This window comes from Streptomyces sp. NBC_01390 (assembly GCF_045040105.1).
Lineage (GTDB): Bacteria > Actinomycetota > Actinomycetes > Streptomycetales > Streptomycetaceae > Streptomyces.
On the sequence record NZ_CP109551.1, the window covers coordinates 5,426,086 to 5,444,939 of the forward strand.

General features: G+C 69.7%; 21 protein-coding genes. 13 read left to right on the forward strand and 8 right to left on the reverse strand.

What is annotated here, in order from left to right:
• Positions 1 to 80: 80 nt before the first annotated feature.
• Entirely contained in the window at positions 81 to 536 is a 456-nt protein-coding gene (locus OG241_RS24515) for an ATP-binding protein (RefSeq protein WP_405817896.1), read from the reverse strand.
• A gap of 190 nt (positions 537 to 726) precedes the next feature.
• Here OG241_RS24515 and OG241_RS24520 point away from each other — a divergent pair, with 190 nt between their 5' ends.
• From OG241_RS24520 to OG241_RS24545, 6 genes are all read left to right on the forward strand, one after another.
• On the forward strand, positions 727 to 1,581 hold the full coding sequence (locus tag OG241_RS24520; RefSeq protein WP_405817898.1) for a helix-turn-helix domain-containing protein: 855 nt from the start codon (positions 727 to 729) through the stop codon (positions 1,579 to 1,581).
• 11 nt (positions 1,582 to 1,592) lie between these two features.
• Positions 1,593 to 1,805, forward strand: a complete 213-nt coding sequence (locus OG241_RS24525) for a DUF397 domain-containing protein (protein WP_405817900.1) — start codon at positions 1,593 to 1,595, stop codon at positions 1,803 to 1,805.
• 52 nt (positions 1,806 to 1,857) lie between these two features.
• On the forward strand, positions 1,858 to 2,211 hold the full coding sequence (locus OG241_RS24530) for a hypothetical protein (RefSeq protein ID WP_405817901.1): 354 nt from the start codon (positions 1,858 to 1,860) through the stop codon (positions 2,209 to 2,211).
• A gap of 20 nt (positions 2,212 to 2,231) precedes the next feature.
• Positions 2,232 to 2,522: a hypothetical protein gene (locus OG241_RS24535; RefSeq protein WP_405817903.1), complete on the forward strand. Its 291-nt coding sequence runs from the start codon at positions 2,232 to 2,234 to the stop codon at positions 2,520 to 2,522.
• A gap of 113 nt (positions 2,523 to 2,635) precedes the next feature.
• Positions 2,636 to 2,908, forward strand: coding sequence for a hypothetical protein (locus tag OG241_RS24540; protein ID WP_405817905.1), 273 nt, complete (start codon positions 2,636 to 2,638; stop codon positions 2,906 to 2,908).
• Positions 2,905 to 3,297, forward strand: coding sequence for a type II toxin-antitoxin system VapC family toxin (locus OG241_RS24545; protein ID WP_405817907.1), 393 nt, complete (start codon positions 2,905 to 2,907; stop codon positions 3,295 to 3,297). The genes OG241_RS24540 and OG241_RS24545 overlap by 4 nt, the downstream gene beginning before the upstream one ends.
• Before the next feature lie 83 nt (positions 3,298 to 3,380).
• On the opposite strand, the gene OG241_RS24550 is transcribed toward OG241_RS24545, so the two are convergent.
• Complete coding sequence (locus OG241_RS24550) at positions 3,381 to 3,935, reverse strand: hypothetical protein (RefSeq protein WP_405817909.1); 555 nt, start codon at positions 3,933 to 3,935, stop codon at positions 3,381 to 3,383.
• An 85-nt stretch (positions 3,936 to 4,020) separates the two neighbouring features.
• A complete protein-coding gene (locus OG241_RS24555) occupies positions 4,021 to 4,362 on the reverse strand; it encodes a DUF5713 family protein (protein ID WP_405817910.1) in 342 nt (113 codons plus the stop codon).
• A gap of 36 nt (positions 4,363 to 4,398) precedes the next feature.
• On the opposite strand from OG241_RS24555, the gene OG241_RS24560 reads away from it, so the two are divergent.
• From OG241_RS24560 to OG241_RS24585, 6 genes are all read left to right on the forward strand, one after another.
• Positions 4,399 to 4,608 (forward strand): hypothetical protein, encoded by a 210-nt coding sequence (locus OG241_RS24560; protein ID WP_405817912.1) that lies wholly within the window; start codon positions 4,399 to 4,401, stop codon positions 4,606 to 4,608.
• Positions 4,609 to 4,632: 24 nt separating this feature from the next.
• Positions 4,633 to 5,523: a trypsin-like serine peptidase gene (locus tag OG241_RS24565; RefSeq protein WP_405817914.1), complete on the forward strand. Its 891-nt coding sequence runs from the start codon at positions 4,633 to 4,635 to the stop codon at positions 5,521 to 5,523.
• Positions 5,524 to 5,689: 166 nt separating this feature from the next.
• The gene (locus OG241_RS24570; protein ID WP_405817916.1) at positions 5,690 to 6,175 is read left to right on the forward strand and encodes a hypothetical protein; all 486 of its coding nucleotides are present in this window, start codon (positions 5,690 to 5,692) and stop codon (positions 6,173 to 6,175) included.
• Between the two features lie 159 nt (positions 6,176 to 6,334).
• Entirely contained in the window at positions 6,335 to 8,095 is a 1,761-nt protein-coding gene (locus OG241_RS24575; protein ID WP_405817918.1) for a SpoIIE family protein phosphatase, read from the forward strand.
• A gap of 57 nt (positions 8,096 to 8,152) precedes the next feature.
• A complete protein-coding gene (locus tag OG241_RS24580) occupies positions 8,153 to 8,680 on the forward strand; it encodes an SRPBCC family protein (RefSeq protein WP_405817920.1) in 528 nt (175 codons plus the stop codon).
• A 114-nt stretch (positions 8,681 to 8,794) separates the two neighbouring features.
• Positions 8,795 to 11,902 carry an FG-GAP-like repeat-containing protein gene (locus tag OG241_RS24585; protein ID WP_405817922.1) on the forward strand — a complete coding sequence of 1,036 codons (3,108 nt, stop codon included), beginning with the start codon at positions 8,795 to 8,797 and terminating at the stop codon, positions 11,900 to 11,902.
• 49 nt (positions 11,903 to 11,951) lie between these two features.
• Here OG241_RS24585 and OG241_RS24590 read toward each other — a convergent pair whose 3' ends face one another.
• Positions 11,952 to 12,893 (reverse strand): alpha/beta hydrolase family protein, encoded by a 942-nt coding sequence (locus OG241_RS24590; RefSeq protein ID WP_405817924.1) that lies wholly within the window; start codon positions 12,891 to 12,893, stop codon positions 11,952 to 11,954.
• Between the two features lie 124 nt (positions 12,894 to 13,017).
• Here OG241_RS24590 and OG241_RS24595 point away from each other — a divergent pair, with 124 nt between their 5' ends.
• The gene (locus tag OG241_RS24595) at positions 13,018 to 13,644 is read left to right on the forward strand and encodes a TetR/AcrR family transcriptional regulator (protein ID WP_405817926.1); all 627 of its coding nucleotides are present in this window, start codon (positions 13,018 to 13,020) and stop codon (positions 13,642 to 13,644) included.
• Positions 13,645 to 13,695: 51 nt separating this feature from the next.
• Here the strand turns inward: OG241_RS24595 and OG241_RS24600 are convergent, their stop codons facing one another.
• The 4 genes from OG241_RS24600 to OG241_RS24615 all read right to left on the reverse strand — a co-directional run bounded on the left by OG241_RS24600 (position 13,696) and on the right by OG241_RS24615 (position 18,829).
• Positions 13,696 to 15,648, reverse strand: coding sequence for an RICIN domain-containing protein (locus tag OG241_RS24600; RefSeq protein WP_405817928.1), 1,953 nt, complete (start codon positions 15,646 to 15,648; stop codon positions 13,696 to 13,698).
• 432 nt (positions 15,649 to 16,080) lie between these two features.
• The gene (locus tag OG241_RS24605) at positions 16,081 to 16,650 is read right to left on the reverse strand and encodes a hypothetical protein (RefSeq protein ID WP_405817929.1); all 570 of its coding nucleotides are present in this window, start codon (positions 16,648 to 16,650) and stop codon (positions 16,081 to 16,083) included.
• Entirely contained in the window at positions 16,647 to 18,140 is a 1,494-nt protein-coding gene (locus tag OG241_RS24610; RefSeq protein ID WP_405817931.1) for an ATP-binding protein, read from the reverse strand. The genes OG241_RS24605 and OG241_RS24610 overlap by 4 nt, the downstream gene beginning before the upstream one ends.
• A complete protein-coding gene (locus OG241_RS24615) occupies positions 18,137 to 18,829 on the reverse strand; it encodes a response regulator (protein ID WP_405817933.1) in 693 nt (230 codons plus the stop codon). Before OG241_RS24615 ends, OG241_RS24610 begins: the two co-directional genes overlap by 4 nt.
• Positions 18,830 to 18,854: the final 25 nt, after the last annotated feature.

Below are 18,854 nucleotides of genomic sequence, written 5' to 3' on the forward strand. Positions count from 1 at the left end.
CCGGGTGAGGGCGGGGATGACTGGTGGGCGTGGCGGGCGGGGGCGGAGTGCGGCCGCCAGCCTGGTGAGCAGTCGTGCCGTCAGCCCGAGCACGCGGGTGCGACTTCCGGTCGCGGCATCGGGAAGGTGGCCCAGGCGCACTTGGTGAACCGGCGCAGGTCGTATCCCCAGTGCCCGGCGAGAGCCGCGATGACGGCCAACCCGCGCCCGTCCTCGTCCTGTTGACCGGCGGGGCGGGGTGTCGGGGTCTTCTCCTTGTCGGGGTCGGAGACCTCCAGCAGGACATGGCGGGCGTGGAGTACGAGGGTCACCTCGACCAGCGCGAAACTCACCTCGCAGTGCCGTACGGAGTTGGTGACGAACTCCGTGGCCACGAGGGCGACGTCGGCGGCGAGTTCGGCGGGCAGGCCCCAGTCGGCGAGGACCTTTCGGACCTGGGCGCGGGCGTCGGGGACGTTTCTGAGGTGCTTGGGGACGCGGAAGGTGGTGGCTTGGTGGGGCTGGGGGTGGGGCTGGGGTGAGGTGGGTTCGGGCATGGCGGTACCCCCTGACGGCAGTGCAGTTCGCGCTCTGCGGCGGCGCTTGGCCACGAAGCTAGGCGGACATTCATCACCTGCACAATGAGAACGACTGAATACATGCAGTCGATTACCTCTATCGTGTGAATCGGAGGCACTGATGATGCCCGGTATGGCACTGTGACCGTCGATAGGAGGGGAGGGGCTCATGCCCGCAGGGGGACGGCCGACCGTGCGCAGCAGGCGCCTGGGCGCAGCGCTCAAGAGGTACCGGCACGCCGCGAAGCTCGACCAGCCCGAGGCGGCCGAGGTGATCGCCACAAGTCAGGCCAGGATCAGCCGTATTGAGAGCGGCCAGACGAGTGCGCGCGTCATCGACGTCAGGCTGCTGCTCGATGCCTACGGCGTGACGGACCAGGAAGTACGCGACAGGCTTGAGGGGTTGGCCAAGCAGTCGCACCGGCGCGGCTGGTGGCTCGAACACGCCGAGCACCTGCGGCCGGACTACCTCGACCACATCGCGCTGGAGGACGACGCGACGCACATCCGGGAATGGCAGCCGACCCTCGTCCCTGGTCTCCTGCAAACCGCCGCCTATGCCGAAGCGATCATCGCGGCGAGCCCCAACTACATCGACCCCGGGCGGGTTGCCCAGTTGGTGAAGGTGCGAGAGGCACGGCAGGCGAAGATCGAGGAGGGCGGGGCAACGTACACCGCCATCCTCTGGGAGACGGTCATCGCGCACCCGTTGATGAGCGTGGAGATCCACCAGGCGCAACTGTCCGCGATCCTGGAGATCGGAAAGCGGAAGAACGTCACTGTGCAGGTACTGCCGTTCAGTGCGGGGGCGCTGGCTACCTCGACCTCCGCCTTCTCCACCTTCAGCTTCGAGCCGGAGCCGACGGTCGAAGCGGTCACGTTGGACAACCTGCGGGGCGCGTCGGTCCTCGAAGGAGCGGAGGATCTCGCGGCTTACGCCAATGTGTACGACCTACTACGATCGTCTGCACTAGCACCGGACGCGAGTGCGAAACTCATCCGGGGTGCACTGCGAAGCAGTTAGGAAGACACACAGTGACCGAGGTTGTGGGCCCCTTCCGAAAGTCGTCCTTCTCCGGTGCGGAGAACAACTGCGTAGAGGTCGCCGACACCGCCACCGGCGGCCGAGCCGTACGCGACAGCAAGGGCCACGTCGGCGGCCCGCTGCTCACCTTCGGCCCCGGCGGCTGGCATGCCTTCCTGGTCGGTGCCAAGGTCGGCGAGTTCGGTCGCGTCGCTCGCGGTTGAGGCCACAGCGGCCCGGCGGTTCACAAGTTCAGAGGTTCAGAAAGCGATGCGCATGACCAGCCCGCAAGCAACGACCACCCTTTGGCGCCCCACCGGCCCAAAGGAGTTGGACCTGGTCCGCGATCTGAACTGGCGGGCGTGGCCGCCTCGGCTTCCCGAGCAGCCGATCTTCTACCCGGTCCTCAACGAGGACTACGCGATCAAAATCGCGCGCGACTGGAACGTGAAGCACGACGGTGCCGGCTTCGTCACCCGGTTCGAGGTCGACTCGGAGTTCCTGAGCCGGTATCCCGTCCAGCAGGCCGGCGGGCGGACGATTCTCGAACTCTGGATTCCGGCCGAGGAACTGGACGACCTCAATGACCACATCGTCGGCGAGATCCAGGTAGTTCACGAGTTCCGCTGAGCAGAGAGTGGCGCCACCGCATGCCGTCCGAACCTGGGAGTCCGCCGGGCCCCGAGTGGGAGACCGTCTGCCGCGTCTGTGGATACGACGACGGAGTGGAACCCTTCTGGGAGCAGGGCTGGCCCAATGAGGGTGCCATCTGCCCGTGCTGCGGCAACGAGCCGAGCATGAGCGACATCGGTGTCATGGGGCTCCGCAACTACCGCGGCTACTGGGTCGGTCAGGGTGCCCCATGGAGCTCACCGGGCTCCCGCCCGAAGGACTGGGACCTGCTGGAGCAGGTGGCCGGCATTCCGGCCGAGTGGCGCTGACCATCCATTCGGAGACTGCGGGTCCGTCTCTCTGTGCGATGAGCCTTCCTCATAACGGCCCGCCACGAGTGCGCGACCAACCTGAATAACAAAACTCTTGTTAAGGTGACGTCATGGCCACACCCCCCGCCCCCGGCGAAGGCCCCGTCCGCCCCGTCTCCGTCTCTCTCCATGAGGGCACCATCGCCGCTCTCAAGGAGCGGACCGGCAAACGAGGGATGTCCGCGTACGTCGAAGCGCTCATCCAGCGCCAGCTGGAACGGGAGCGGCTGCGCGAACTCATCGAAGACGCCGAAGCCGAACACGGCCCGGTCGATCAGGCCGCCGTCGAAGCCAGGCGGGCGCTGCTGCGTGGCGGCACGGCCGACCCGGCGGACGTCGCGTGACAGGGACGCTCGTGCTGGACTGCGAGGGTCTGTCCGGTGTCGTACGACGCACACCCGAGCTCACCGAGTGGCTCGCCGCTGCCGAAGCCGAGGACATGCGCGTCGTCGTCAGCTCCGTCACCCTCGTCGAGGCCCGCGATCCCAGGACCAGCCAGGCCCGTTTCGACCACGCGGTCTCCCGCGTCAACATCGTCCCGCCCACCGAGGCCATCGCCCGTCACGCGAGCAGGCTCCTCGCCGCAGCAGGCCTGCACGGGCACAAGTACGCCCTCGACGCGATCGTCGCCGCCACGGCACTCGCCTCACCGGCCCCGGTGACCGTCCTGACCTCGGACCCCGAGGATCTCCTCATGCTGTGCGGCACGAGCGCCCATGTGATCAAGGTCTGACTGTCGGATCCCCGGCGGCGGTGTCGTCCTCCGCGTCGCAGACACGAAGGACGACACCGCCGACGCCAAGACCCCTGCCTCCCTCAGCCGGTGGCCTGTGGAGTGTCCAGGGACCCAGCGAAGTCGGCGAGGGTGCGGAAGTCGTCTTCGAGCAGGCCGATTCGCGGATTCACGTGGTGCAGGAGCCCGGGCCCGTGGTGGTGGGCGGCCACGTATGCCTGATCCAGGTCGCTCTGTTCGTCGTCCACCCAGGCGAAGGCACGGCCGTCGGCGTAGTCCACGAGGGGGCCTGTCTTCCAGTGGATCCCGTCGGGGCGGTCCTGGAACAGCGCGTCGCCGAAGTCGACGAAGGGGAGTTCGGGAAGGCCGAGCACCGGGGCGATCCACTGGTTGGCTTTGTCCATCCATGTGGTGGCCCAGCACAGTTCGTAACCGAGCTGGAGCAGTGATCGCCCGTGCTCCGGGTTGAGCCAGACCCGCAAGGGGCGCCGCCGGGACGAAAGTCCTCGGTGTTCGTCCGAGGTTCCGCCGCCGTGGGGCACTCTGAGAGTGATGTAGCCGTCGGGGCGCCTCTCCGGCTGGGCAGCATAGGGATTGAGCGGCCCGTCCACGTCAAGGAACAGCAGTGGTCGGTTCACTGGTAGCTCCCCCGGTCCTGCTCCACAGCGGCTGTGCCGTGAAGCGTAGCCGCGCACGAACCTGCCGTTGCGGGCGGCTTGCCCCTCACCACTCCCGGGTGGCGATCAGCTCCTCCACGTCCGCGTCCGTGAACCCGTAGGCCTGCGCGACGAACCAGAAGTTCTCGCCGATCTCCTCGCGGGCAACCGTCTCGATCTCGCTCCCGGCCGCCTCGAACTCCCCCTCCAGCAGGTTGAACTCCTCCGTCGCCGCCTGGGTCAGCACGTACAGGGCCGGCAGATCCGACGGCTGCTCAGCCTCGATCCGCTCGCAGAGCCGCACCAGGATCGTCCTGCCCTTGTCGACGACGTGGTCGGGGTAGTACGAGTCCTCGTACATCAGCCCGAGAAACGCGTGCCCCGCTGCCTGCTGGTTCGTGATCGGCATGTGCCCCGCCCCCGTAGAAGAAGTGATACGCCGATCATGCACGCCACCACTGACAACAACGCCACGTCTGCTCGCGGTCAGATTCTTGAGGACCAACTCCTGGAGGACGTACTCGCCTTCCGGCTCCGGCGCGGGCCAAAGGGGGGACCGGACGAGATGGCCCCGGCCGGTGGCCGCGTGGCCAAGAAATCGGACGGTGGGTGCACCCCGCTCGCCGGAATCGCATCCTTCCCGGTGATCTCCTGATCCCGATCATCCGAGAGGACGCCCATGTCGCCCAGCCCGTCCCGAGACGTGCGCCGAACTGCTTCCGGTCTCGCCGTCGCTCTGCTGGCCCTGGCCGGCCCCCTGGCGGCCCCGGCCTCACCCGCGACCGCGCAGGTCAGTACGGTCACCTATACGGCGGCGGAGCGGACCGCCGCCCTTTCGTACTGGACGCCCGCGCGTATGAAGCAGGTCAGCCGCGACGTCGACCTGGGGCCGACCGGACCGCTCAGCAAGCCCTGGACCGGCAAGGGCATCCCCAGCATCGGCCGGCTCTTCTTCACCGACTCGGACGGGCTGGACACCTGGTGCACGGCCAGCGCCGTCACCAGCGGCAACCACTCGGTGATCATGACCGCCGCGCACTGCGCGCGCCTCGGCTCGTCGCCCGCCAACACCCACAGCGACATCGTGTTCGCCCCCGGCTACGCCAAGGGCAAGACGCCGTACGGCCGTTACGCCGTCAAGACGACCGTGACACCGCGCTCCTGGGCCGAGGACACCGTCAACGACGTGGCGGCGATGGTCGTCGCCACCCCCGCGTACGGGAAGCAGCTCACTGACGCGGTGGGGGCGCAGAAGATCGCCTTCGGCCGGCCGGCCGGTCTGAAGGTCACCTCCTTCGGCTATCCGGCGACCAGTCCCCAGCGGGGCGAGCAGCTGCTGTACTGCGCCGGTACCACCCAGAGCGCCCCCGAAGGCGAGCAGCGAGTCCCGTGCGACCTCGGCGGCGGCGCGAGCGGCGGTCCCTGGCTCGCCGGCTTCGACTCCGCCACCGGCAAGGGCACCGTGGTCTCGGTCAACAGCCACGGCGAGGGCCACGGCGGCAGCCCGATGTACGGGCCGACGTTCGACAAGACCGCACAGGCCGTCTACGACACCGCTCAGCGCGGCTGACCTTGCTGCTCTCAGTTCAGAACTGACGTCAACGAGTCCGAAGGTCATGCACACGCACAGCCATCGCTGCAGCACAACCTGACACCTGCCAGGAGAGCGATGCCGTCCCCCGCTGGTTGGCTAACAGCCGTACTCGCTGTTCGTCGTCCAAGGGGAAGGCATCGTCATGACCAGACGGGCAATTGCCAAAGCAGCCTGCACTGCCGTCGCCGGCGTACTGCTGGCAGGCGGAATCACCATCGCCGCGCCGGGTACCGCACTTGCGGCCCGGTCGGACTGCGAGCGTGGAGCCAACGGCTTCCGCGACATCTCCGACAGCCTGGTGGGTGTCCCGGCCGGACCGGGGGACAAAATACTGCGACCCTCCGACCCGCAGGGGCTCGTCGGGCGCATCAGTATGCGAGCGGCCCGCATCGACGGTGATGTCTACGGATTCGCCGCGCTCACGGTTCCGCGTGCGGGGGACGACGTCTGGATGGACTGGACGCTGAACGGCAGGGATGTCAACGTCCAGTGCGGCCCCTTCAAGGCCGGCCGCGACGGCAATCAGCTGACCAGCGCCGCGAAGGTGACGGACAACAGCCCGAACTACCGGTTCCGCGCCTGCGGCGGCGGGGGCGGCCAGGCGGTGCAGTGCACGGACTGGTGGTAGGCGAACCGGCGGACCGACCAGGACCGACAAGGACCGACCGTCGCGCTCCGGTATCAGCCGATGCCGGAGCGCGGTGTCGTACGACGACCCGTGTGCGCGGACGGGAGCCCTCCCGCCCCTCCACATGCGCTCACCCCCGACTCGTGATCGGATGCTGGAGTGGACCGGCAGCGGGCCGGCGACGTGGGCGCGGGCAAAGGTGAGGGTGAGGGCCTGGGCGTGGAGGCGCCGGAGGACGATCCGGGCTTCTGGCGTGTCTGGTCCGCGCGGGCGCGTGAGCTGCTGGGGCAGATTCTCGACGGGACGCCCGCCGCCATCGCCGTCCTCGACACCGAGCTGCGCTTCCGGTACGTCAACGCCACCATGGCCCAGATGAACGGCGTACCGGCCGCCGAGCACATCGGCCGTACCGTCGCCGAGGTCGTCCCGGGTGTCGAGGCCCGCGAGGACGTACTGCTGGCCGTCATCGACGACGGCGTCCCGCGCGAGACGATCTCCAGCGGTCACACCCAGGCCGACTCGCCTCTGGAACGCCGCTACTGGCACGGCGCCTACCACCGGCTGAGGCACGACGGCCGGACCCTCGGCATCGTCGGCATCGTGCTGGAGATCTCGGCCGCCCGACAGGAGCAGCGGGAGCTGGAGCGGGCCCGCGAGCGCCTCGCCCTGCTCGACGAGGCCGCCACCCGTGTCGGCACCACCCTGGACATGGACACCACATGCCAGGAGCTGGCCGAGTTCCTGGTCGCGAAGCTCGCCGACGCCGCAAGCGTGAAGGTCCTCCCCGAGCACGGCACCAGCCGGGCGCCCCGCGACGGCTCGCTGCGGCTGCGCCGGGCCGCACTCGCGGCGGTGCCCGAGCTGGAGACGGTGATGCGGCCGCTGGGCCGGCCCGGCGAGTACGTCGACCACCAGCCCGCCTCGTCCGTCGTCCGGTGTCTGGCGGCCGGGCGACCGGTGATCGACAACCTGATGGACGAGGGGGACATGGGCCGCGCCGGAGCCCACACCGGGAACGTCTCCGCCTATCTGGCCGCCGGCATCCACTCCGCCCTGATCGTGCCGCTGACGGCCCGCGGCCACGACGTGGGCACCGTCACCATGATCCGGGCCGGCGAGTCGCCCTTGTTCGACGAGACCGACGCCGTGATCGCCCAGGACCTGGCCGGGCGGGCCGCCATCAGCCTGGACAACGCCCGCCGCTACACCACCGAGCACGACGCCGTCGTCCAGCTGCAGCGCGCCCTCCTGGCCGAGCCGGGCCGGCCGCACCCCGACGTCGACGTCGCCTACCGTTACCGGCCCGCCGGACGGGGTGTACTCGTCGGCGGGGACTGGTTCGAGACCGTCGCCCTCGACCACGGACGTACGCTGCTGGCCCTCGGCGACGTGATGGGCCACGGCCTGGAGGCCGCCGTCGCGATGAGCCGCTACCAGGCGATGCTGCGCGTGGTCGCCGCCCGCGAACCCGGCCCCGACCGCATCCTGCTCGAACTGGACCACCTGCTGCACACCACCGGCGCCGACCGCCCCGCGACCTGTCTGATCGCCATCGCCGACCCACGTCGTGGCATCTGCACCTACGCGAGTGCCGGTCACCTTCCCCCTGTCGTCTTCCGCCCCGACGGCCTGGCCACACTCCTCCCGGTACCGCCCGGACCGCCGCTGGGCACCGGCCACAGCCGCTACGTCTCCTTCACGGCGCCCTGCGAGCCGGGCCACACCCTTCTCCTCTACACCGACGGCCTGATCGAACGCCGCCACGAGGACATCGACGCCTCCCTGCGCCGCCTCACCCGTATCCGGGGCTGCCCGGCCCCCGAGGAACTGCTCGACCTGGTCCTCGACCAGGTCGCCCCCACCGACCCGGAGGACGACATCGCGCTGGTCGCCGCCCGGTACAGCCGGGCCGGAAGCTAGGGCCGCACTAGAATTCCGGCCGCCCACCAGAAGCGACGAGACGGAGCGCGGAAAATCATGACAGCGGACCAGGTTGACCAGGCACAGGCGACGGACCAGGCACAGGTGGCAGAGCAGGTCGAGCGGTTCGAGGTGACTCGTGCCATCGCGGCGCCGGCGGACCGGATATTCGGCCTTCTCTGCGACCCCGACGGGCATGTGGCGATCGACAGTTCGGGCATGCTGCAGGCCGCCGACGGCGATGCCGTACGCGCGGCCGGGGACTCCTTCGTCGTCCACATGGACCGCGAGGCGCTGAACGACCGGCCGCTGGGCCGGTACGACGTAACCGTGGAGATCACCCGGTTCGAGCAGGACACCCTCATCGAGTGGACCCCGACGTCCCCCCAACTCCAGCCCTCCGTCAACCACCACTTCGGCTACCGGCTCCGCCCCACGGCGGAAGGCACCGAGGTGACCTCGTACTACGACTGGAGCCGCATCCACGAGCGCTACCGGGCCGCCGGGATCTTCCCCATCCTCCAGGAGTCGGCGCTGCGGGCCACCCTGGGAATCCTGGCCCGGACCGTCGAGCGGAGCGCCTGACCAGCAGCGGTACCCGTACCTGGTAACGGAGGTGTCAGAGGCGGCTGTTAGCCTCGGGCCGTCGTTTGGGGTACGGCCGGGGGGCTGGACCTTCTTCTGCCCAGGAGGCCCACGTTGGCCCGTCGTACCGCAGGCCGTCCCGCTGGTCGTACCGCAGGTCGTACCTGCGCTCGTGGCGTCATAGCCGCGCTCGCCGTTCTCTCCGTGACCGCCGGTCCGGGGCCGCTCTCCGTCCCGGCGGGCGCGCAGACCGCCGTCGCGGCGGCAGCGGACACCGTCTTCCAGTCGGACCGCTACGTACCGCGCCGGGACCACTCGTACGTCGCCGGCCCGAGCGGCTATCTGCACGCCCAGGAAGGCAGGCCGGGCTACCTGTGGACGTCGTACGACACCGGTGCGACCACCGAACTGGGCGCCCTTTCCCGGCTCGACCTCCCGGCGTACCTCGGCTCGTCGTCCGACACCGTGGCCGATGTCGTCTCGCCCACCGGGAAGGTCGTCCTGCGGGACATGGCCGCCGGTACGGCCACTGATGTCGCCCTCACTCACGGCACGTACCTGGCCACGTACGGCAGGCACGTGCTGACCCAGGCGCGGGACACCGGCGGCGACCGGACGCTGTGGCTGTACGGCGAGGGGGCGCCCGCCGAAGGCACCACGGTCGCCGGCTGGCCGACCGGGATCACCACCAACTTCGCGGCCCTGGGCGGCGACAGCGACACCGCCGTCATCAGCTACGCCCTCGGCGGCGAGCGGCACCTGGCGCTGGTGGACCTGGCCGCCGCGAAGGTCACCGGCGACGTGGTCGTGTCCACGGCGCCGACATCCGTCGCGCTGAGCGCCGACCGGGTGGTCTGGTATGCCTCCGGCACCAAGGCCCATGTGCTGGACCGGGCCGATCTGTCCGCCGCCGAGACGACCGTGACGGTTCCGGGGACCGGCGGCAACCCCTACCTGGGCATCGCCGGGCGCTGGCTGGTGGTCGCCCGTTCCGCGCCGGCTTCCAGCGACCTGGGCGACATGGCCGGCCGGCCGCTCATGGCCGTCCCGCTGGCGGGCGGCGACCCGCTCACCCTCCTCCGGCGCGCGAACACGTCGGTCACCCCGACGTCCGACGGCGGCCTGCTGGTCGCGGGTGGCGCCGACTCCGAGCACTGGGCGGTACGGAGGGTCTCCGCCACGGGGGCGGACGCGCCGACGCTGACGGAGGTGACCGCCGTTCCGCCGGTGGCCGCGAAGATCGACCGGCTGTCGCTGCAGAACGGCAACCTGGCCACCGAGGAGCCCGACGGCGGCGCCTACACGAGCTTCTTCACCCGGCGGATCTCGACGGCGGGCACCACCTACTCCGCGGGCACACGGACCTGGCACATGTTCGGAGGCTACGGGAGGACGGGCCCGTACTCCGCCGGGGACGGGCGCACGGTGATGGTCTACCCCGACTCCGCCCCCGACGGGTCGGGGTCGTCGGTCCAGTCCCTCGACGACACCGACAGCGCGGGCTTCTTCTTTCTCCCCTCGGCCGCCGGAACCGTCCTCGACATCACCGGCCGGTACGCGATCGTCAACGGCTCCTCCCCCGCCAAGCAGTACGTCGGCGACCTCGGCGTCTACACCGACCTCAAGCCCGTCCTCACCCGCTCCGTCACAGCAGCCTCCGTCTGGGGAACGAGGCTCTGGACCCCGGGCACCGCCAAGGGTGTCGTCACCGCCCGGGACCTGAAGACCGGCAAGGCGACCGACACCGTCAGCACCGGTGCCCCCTGCGTGGCCAAGGAACTCCAGACCGTCGGCCGCTGGGTCTACTGGTCCTGCGGCCCCACCGCCTCGGCGGGCGTCTGGGACCGTACGACGAAGAAGAACATCCCCGTCCCGTCCGGCGAGGCACTGCTCGGCGACGGCTATCTCGTACGCCACGACACCTCGGCCGGGGCTCTGCTCCTGACCGACTTCGCCGACGGCAGCGCGGCGACCCGGAAGATCGGCGACCTGGCCGCAGGCAACTCAAGCCTGCGGGGCGTGAGTTGGACCGTGGACAAGTTCGGCGGACCCGCGGCGTACGTCGACGCGGCCAACCGGATCCATCTGGTGCCCAGCGGAGTCGTTCCCCAGCCGCTCGGCATCGTCGAGTCCGAGGCGACCGACAACAAGCACAACGGCGACGTGGAGACCAACCCGTGGTGGCAGTGGCGCGGGCTGCTGAGCAGGCCCGCCACCTCCTGGAAAGCCACGATCACCAGCAAGGCCACCGGCGCCCTGATCCGTACGTTCACCGGTGGTGAGGCGGACAGCGCGCCGACCGTGCACTGGAACCTGCGCGACACCGCGGGCGTCATGGTCCCCAACGGCGCGTACACGTTCAAGCTGACGGCCTCGCCCGCCGACGGCTCCGGAGCGGGACTGACGGTGTCGCGCACGGTGAACATCTCCACGGCGGCCCCTGTCCGCCACGACTACATCAACAACTCCTGGGAGCCCGACGGCATCGGCGACGTCGTCGGCCTCAAGCCGTCCGGGGTCATCAGCTACGTTCCCGGCAACGGGAAGGGCGCCTTCGGCAGCACCATGTCGGCCCCCGGCTGGCCCTCCACGGTGACGCTGGTCCCGTTCGGCGACCTGAACGGCGACCGCGACAACGACATCCTCGTCCGGTACAGCAGCGGCGAGCTGCGGGCGTACCGGACCTCGCACGCGCAGACCTTCACCACCAGCACCCGCTACACCTCCTTCGGTACCGGCTGGAACCAGTACGACCTCCTCACCTACCCGGGCGACATCACCGGCGACGGCCGCCCCGACCTGATCGCGCGCAAGGCGTCCACCGGCGAGGTGTTCCTCTACAAGGGGACCAGCGGGAACAGGCTCGCGGCACGGGTGCGTATCGCCGCGAACTGGTCGGCGTACAAGAGGATCGTGGGCGTCGGCGACCTCAACGGCGACGGCCGGGGCGATCTCCTGGCCCAGGACAGGTCCAACACCCTGTGGCGCTACGACGGCACCGGCACCGGCGGCTTCGGGGCGCGGGTGAAGGTCGCCGCCAACTGGGGCTCGAACTACAACGCCGTCATCGGTGTCGGCGACCTCACCGGCGACGCCAGGCCGGACATCGTGTCCCGTGACACGGCCGGCAACGTGTGGCGCAACTCCGGTGACGGGAAGGGGTCGTTCGGGCCCCGTACGAGGGTCGCGACGGGGTGGCAGGCGTACAAGGGCCTGTACTGATCACGCGACCCTCCGGTGACCAGGTCACCTGGAGTCCGCCGTCACCCGGTCACTTGGACTCCACCCGGCCGAGCGGGTCGGCGTCGGCCGTCAGTTCGTCGCGGGCCGTCCGCCAGGCGGGGTCGCCGGGGTACAGCTCGCTGCGCAGGTACGCCCAGGTGAGCCGCTGGAGTGCGGACACTCGCGCCGGGTTCTCGTCCGTGGTCTCGGCGACGTCGTAGCCGGAGATGCCGCCGAGACCGTGCTCCGCGTCGACGAGGGTGAGCAGGGACTTGGGGCCGGGGGCGAGGGTGTACGGGTCGGTGTGCCAGTCCGGGCCCATGACGGTCAGGTGGGCGGAGTCGTCCTTCTCGCCGGCGACCACGAGCGTGGGTGTGCTCATCCGGGAGAAGTCGGTGGTCGAGAAGAAGGGCCAGTTCTCCCTGACGTGCGGGGTGAGGGCGTCGCCTCCCCGGCCGGGCGCGGCGAGCAGTACGCCCGCCCTGATCCTGGGCTCGGTGAGGTTCACCTCCTCGCCGTTCTGCGGGTCGGTGAGCCTGGCACCCAGCAACAGGCTGGCGGTGTGTCCGCCCATGGAGTGCCCGGCGACGGCGATCCTGTCCCGGTCCAGGCGGCCGGGGAGTTGGGGGACGGCGGCCTCGATCTCGTCGAGCCGGTCGAGGACGCGCGACATGTCCTCGGCGCGTGATCGCCAGTAGAGGGGCGCACCGGGTGTTTCGGCGGGCAGGTTCAGCGTCGTCGAGCTGAGGTGGGTGGGCTGGATGACGACGAAGCCGCGTGCCGCCCAGTAGTTGACGAGAGGGGCGTAACCGTTGAGGGAGGAGAGGTTGTTCGAGTAGCCCTGGCCGTGCGAGAGGAGGACGACCGGCAGGTCGTCGTTCCCGGTGGCGGATGAGGTGACGGGCGCTGAGACGCGTAGCCGCAGGTCGACGGCTCGGTCGGGGGTCGGCAGCACTATCGGGGCGATCGAGAGGACAGGGGTTTCCCTCATGACGCGCACTTCCCTTACACTGAAGGCCAAAGCGGAACGTTGCTCCGCTTACGATACGGAGCGCTGTTCCGCTTTGTCAAAGGCGGAGAAGGCGGAGAAGGCGGAGGAAGACAGCGTGGCGAACGTGGCGAACTCTGCAGGCAAGCCAGGGGAGTTGCCGACCCGAGGCAAACGGGCCGACGCGCAGCGCAACCAGCAGACACTGCTCACCGCCGCCGCAGCGGTGTTCGTCACGTCCGGCGTCGACGCGCCGATCCGTGAGATCGCGGCCAGGGCAGGCGTCGGGATGGGGACGATCTACCGCCACTTCCCGACCCGGGCGGATCTCGTCGTCGCCGTCTACCGTCACCAGGTCGAGGCCTGCGCCGAGGCTGGCCCGACCCTGCTGGCGGGCGCCGGCTCACCGCTCGCGGCACTCCGCCAGTGGGTCGACCTGTTCGTCGACTTCCTGGTCACCAAGCACGGCCTCGCCAACGCGATGCAGTCCGACACCAGCGGCTTCGACGCCCTGCACGCCTACTTCCTCGACCGCCTGGTGCCGGTCTGCGCGCAGTTGCTCGACGCGGCGGCCGACGCCGACGAGATCAGGCCCGGTACGCAGGCGTACGAGCTGATGCGCGGCATCGGCAACCTCTGCATCGGGCACGACAGCGACCCTCGGTACGACCCACGGCGCCTGGTCGAACTCCTCCTCCAGGGACTCGCGGCACGAACGCCCGGCCCCTCCACGGACGCGGCGGAGACCGGCTGACTGGCCGGCTGGAGACGTACGTGCACCGGATGAGAGAAGTGGAGAGGTGGATCAGGAGGGGATGATCTGCCACTGCTGCTCGGTCCGCGACGCGTACGGCTGCTGCTCGATGTTGGCCCCGTTGGCGGTGCTGCCCTCGTCGACGGCGAGGGAGAGCCCGCTGAAGCGGTTGACGAGCAGGTAGTCCCCGTTGCCGGTGGGTGTGACGGCCCAGTGCTGCTGGGGGGCGGTGGCGTCTGTCCAGATGCCGACGTTGCCGCCGTCCGCGCGGGACAGACCCCCGACCTCCAGGAGCTTGCCGCTGCCCACACCCCTGATCCGGTAGTAGCCGTCGCCGGTCCTGGTGAAGGTCCACTTCTGGTTCGGCCGGTCGAGCCAGGGCCACTGCAGGACGTTGGCGTTGTCGGCGGTGCTCCCGTTCTCCACGTCGGCGACCTTGCCGCTGTGCCGGGCGACCAGCCGGTAGACGGTGCTGTCACCGGGCAGCGCGGTGGACACCAGGGCCGGCTTGACCGACCGGCCGCCGATCCGCACGCCGCTGACGTTGACGTAGCCGCCGGTGGCCGCGTTGACCTGGATCCGCACGAAGCCCACGTTCCGGTTGGGCCACTCGACCAGCTTGGTCTTCTGGTTCCCTGCCCAGGTACCCGTGGCGACCTGGGTGAAGGTGACCCCGTCGGTGCTGGTCAGGATGGTGTACGAGGTGATGTCGCCGTCTGTGGAGTTGTTGCGGCTCCACTGCTTGGGCAGGTACTCCAGGGTGGAGACGTTGCTCCACACGCCGCCCAGGTCGATCGTGATCGAGTGAGGCAGGGACGGGGACAGTCCCCAGGTCGACCAGCAGGTCTCGTAGCGGACGTCGCTGAGTCCGTCGATGGCGTTGAGCGGCCCCTCACCTGCGTGGAAGCCCGTCGCGTACGCGTTGACCGGGGTGACCGGGTGCTCGGCGCGCAGCAGTTGGGTGGGCAGCGGCGGCCTGGAGGTGTTGGGGCTCCAGGCCGCGCCGACCTCCGCGAGCCGGTTGACGACGTTGGTGTCCAGCAGGCCGTTGCGGTTGGGCGGGCAGTTGAGGATGAACGAGGTGTACTTCGGTTCCAGGTCGGCCAGGTGCGAGAGGATCGCGGACTTGCTCAACAGGCCCTCGGTCGGGGTGGAAGGGTGCCAGAACCAGCCGTTGCTGATGGTCTGTCCCTGCATCCCGGCGTAGGTGTTGCCCGCCGGCGCCGTGATGCCCAACGGCTCCTCGAAGAAGATCGCGTCGCTGAGGAAGGGCTCCGACAGTCCGCCGATGTCGAGCATGACGCAGTCCGGCTGAAGCTCCTTCACCAGTGAGCGGATCCGCTGGTAGGAGACGGCCTGCTGCCCCATCTGCCAGGCATAACCGTCGGTCATGAAGATGTCGATCGTGCCGTAGTTGGTGAGCAGCTCGGTGATCTGACCGAGGATGAACGTCATGTCGCCGGGCTGGATGGCGTCGGTGACTTCGAGCCCGCTCACCTGGTGCCGGCTCTCCCACGCCTCGACGCCGAAGGTGCGGTCCCAGATCGAGTAGTACAGCCCGACCTTCAGCCCCTTCGCCCGGAAGGCGTCGCAGTACGCCTGGACGACGTCGTGTTTGTAGGAGCTGTTCGCGACGTTCTGGGTGCCATGGGCGCTCGGCCACAGGGCGAAGCCGTCATGGTGCTTGGTGGTCAGGATGCCGTAACTCATCTTCGCGGCGACCGCCGCGTCGGCCCACTGCGCGCAGTTCACACTCGGCGGAGCGAAGAGGGTGGGGCTCTGGTTGGGTTCCGCCCACTCCTGGTTCGTGAACGTGCCCAGACTGAAGTGGTTGAACATGCCGAACCGCATGTCGACCATCCTGCTGAGGTTGCTCTGCGTGTCGGCGGCGGACGCCCGCGACAGCAGGCCGGAGAAGCCGGGGAGAAGCGGCAGAGCGGTAGCGGCGCTCGCCACACCCGCCGCGCCGAGAAACGCACGGCGAGTCATTCTCGATGAGGACATGGCCAACTCCTGTGGATCGACGGAACTGTTCGCGGTGACGGCATGACGGTGTGAAGACGTGACGGTGTGACGACGTGACGGGCCGTGCATCAGCGCACACCCGGAGCAGCAACATCGGATGTATTAACGGGTACCGGTCGACAGCGTGTCTAGAGTTGTGACAGGAAATGGCAGATCAATCCCTGAATCGCAGCCGACAGGCATGTTCGAGGATCCGAACCGAATAGCCCGATACATAGGATGAGTTCAGTGACATCGGCAAGCAGCAAGTCCTGGAGCCCGGCGCTTCGCCACCGCGCGGACCGAGCCGGAGCGGCAGGTGGAACTCTGGGAGCGGCACAACGCGGAGTCGTTGGTCGCCCTCGTCTGTCGTCCGCCGGCCGCCCGGGCTATTGCGAGGGGGCGGCCGGGGTGGCCCGCGAGGGAGGACCGTCAGGGCCGGGGGGTTTCAGTGAACGGGATCGCCCTGGCGCAGGTCGCCTTCCTCGCCTCCCTGTTCAGGTGTTCCTCGACGCCGTTCATGGCGACCGTCAGGACCATCTCCACCGACTGGACGTCCGGGTCTTCGGCGTGGCGGGCGCTGAAGGCCGTACAGGCCAGCTGTTCGAGGTCGGGGCCGCCCAGTGACTTGAGAGCGAGCACGAACGCCGGCCGGGTGTCGAAGTCGAGCTCGATGGACACTCTGGTCCCATCGGTCCGCACCTTTGGCTCGTGTTGCGGCGCCGGTAGCCCACTGACCACACCCGCACGCTGTTCCGAGTCGCTCGGGCCCTCGAAGAGCAGTCCTACGGCCGCCTCGGCGTCGGCCTGTTGCGGGGTCCTGCGCTGGACCGCGACGAAGCTGCTCTTCCCCCCGAAGTAGAGGGTGAGGGTCGACCGGAGACCGGTGGCGGGCTCCCCCGACCCCACCACACCGGTGGTGGGGATGCCGCAGCCGGCGAGCAGCAGCGCCGCCGCGACCGGCAGCGCTGTCCTGGCGGCGGCCCGGTGGACGGGGTTCATGTGTGGCTTCCCTCGGGCGGTTCGGGTGGGGACTCGTCCCGTGGCAGCGGGAGTTCGACGGTGAAGACGGCGCCGCCGTGCGGACCGTTGGCCGCCTGGACGGTGCCGCCGTGCAGGTGGACGTTCTCCGCGGTGATGGCGAGTCCGAGGCCGCTGCCCTCGGTTCGGGTGCGGGCCGAGTCCGACTTGTAGAAGCGGTCGAAGACATGGGGCAGGACGTCCTCGGGGATGCCCGGTCCGCTGTCGCGCACCTCGATGACCACCCGCCGTCCGTCGTCCGGGTGTTCCCACGCGTAGAGGTGCAGCCCCACGGGACGTCCGCCGTGGCGGAGCGCGTTGCCGACCAGGTTGGCGACGATCACGTCGAGACGGCGCGGGTCGAGGCTGCCGCGGAGTGTGCCGGGCGGCGGCAGCCGGGTGTCGACCGTCTCCAGCCAGGCGCGGGAGGCGAGGGTGCGCACGACCGAGTCCGCGAGGTCGATCTCGTCGAGGTGCAGGCCGGCCGCGCCCGCGTCGAACCGGGAGATCTCCATCAGGTCCTCCACCAGGCGGGCCAGCTTGACGGTCTCCTCGCTGATCAGCCGTACGGCCGTGGCGGTGTCCGGGGTGAGTTGGGCCGCGTCCTCGTCGAGGATGTCGGTGACCGCCGACATGGCGGCCAGCGGGGTGCGCAGTTCGTGCGAGACGTCGGCGGCGAAGCGGCGGGCACGTGCCTCCATGCGGCGCAGTTCGGCCACCGACTCCTCCAGGGCGGCGGCGGTCTCGTTGAACGTGTGGGAGAGGTCGGCGAGTTCGTCGGAGCCGTTGACGGCGAGCCGGGTGTCGAGGTGGCCCTCGGCAATGCTGCGGGTGGCTCGGCGCAGCTCGCGCACCGGCCGCAGTACACCTCGGGCGGCGAGCAGCGCGAGCAGGACGGCCAGGACCAGCGCGGGCACCGTGGCCCGTTCGACGGCCGGCACCAGGGCCTGGACGTAGGCCTGTTCGTCGGTCTGCGGCACCGTCAGGAAGACGTCGAGGCCCGACAGGTCGGACGTGGGATCCGCCTCGGTGCCGAAGGTGACCGGCACGCCGACGACGAGTGCCGGCCGGCCCCCTGTCGTCACCCGCTGGAAGACGGTGTTCCCGTCGGAGGCCACGGCCGCGCGCAGTTCGGAGGTCAGCTCGCCGAACGGGTCCTCGGGTGCGGAGGTGGCGCTCAGGTCGCCGTACGTGGCCAGCACACGCCAGGCTTTCGACGGTTCGGAGCGCGCCAACCGCACGGCGAACGCGTCCAGTCGGTCCTGGTTCGGCGGGAAGTCGAGGTCGGCGGCGAGGGTGGTGACATGGTCGCGGAACTGCCCGATCACACCGTCCTGGCTCTGCTGCAGCACCCCGTTGCGTGCCTCCCGGAAGGTCAGGGTGCCGGTGGTCAGGGTGGCGACGGCGGCGACCAGCAGGAAGGCCACCAGCAGTCGGCCGCGCAGGCCCCGCAGCAGCCGTGGCGCCTTCACCGGGGCCTGAACTGGTAGCCGAAGCCGCGCACGGTCTGGATGTAGCGGGGCTGTCCCGGGGGCTCGCCCATCTTGGTGCGCAGCCGTTTGACGCAGGCGTCCACCAGGCGTGAGTCGCCGTGGTAGCTGTGTTCCCAGACGGCTTCCAGGAGTTGCTGCCGGCTGAACACCTGGCCGGGCGAGGCGGAGAGGGTCAGCAGGAGCCGTAGTTCGGAGGGGGCGAGGGCGACCGGTGCGCCCTCGTGGGTGACGGTCAACGCGGCCCGGTCGATGGCCAGTTGCCCGTGGATCTCGGTCTTCGCCGTGGTTCCGTCGGCGGGCCCGGCGCCGGTGCGCCGCAGGACGGCACGGATACGGGCTTCGAGCACCCGTGCCTGGACGGGTTTGACCACGTAGTCGTCGGCGCCCGCCTCGAGCCCGACCACGATGTCCACGTCGTCGCCCCGGGCCGTCGCCATGATGATCGGCACCTGGTTGTCGGCCCCGCGGATACGGCGGCACACGTCGAGGCCGGACATGCCGGGCAGCATCAGGTCGAGGACCACGACGTCCGGCCTGAACGACCGCAACTGTTCCAGCCCGTCCTCACCCGTCCCGGCGGAGGCGACCTCGTGCCCCTGGCGGCGCAGCGCGAGCTGGACGCCCTCGCGCACGGCGCGGTCGTCTTCGATGAGCAGGACACGTGGCATGTGCTCAGTATCCGTACAACAGCAG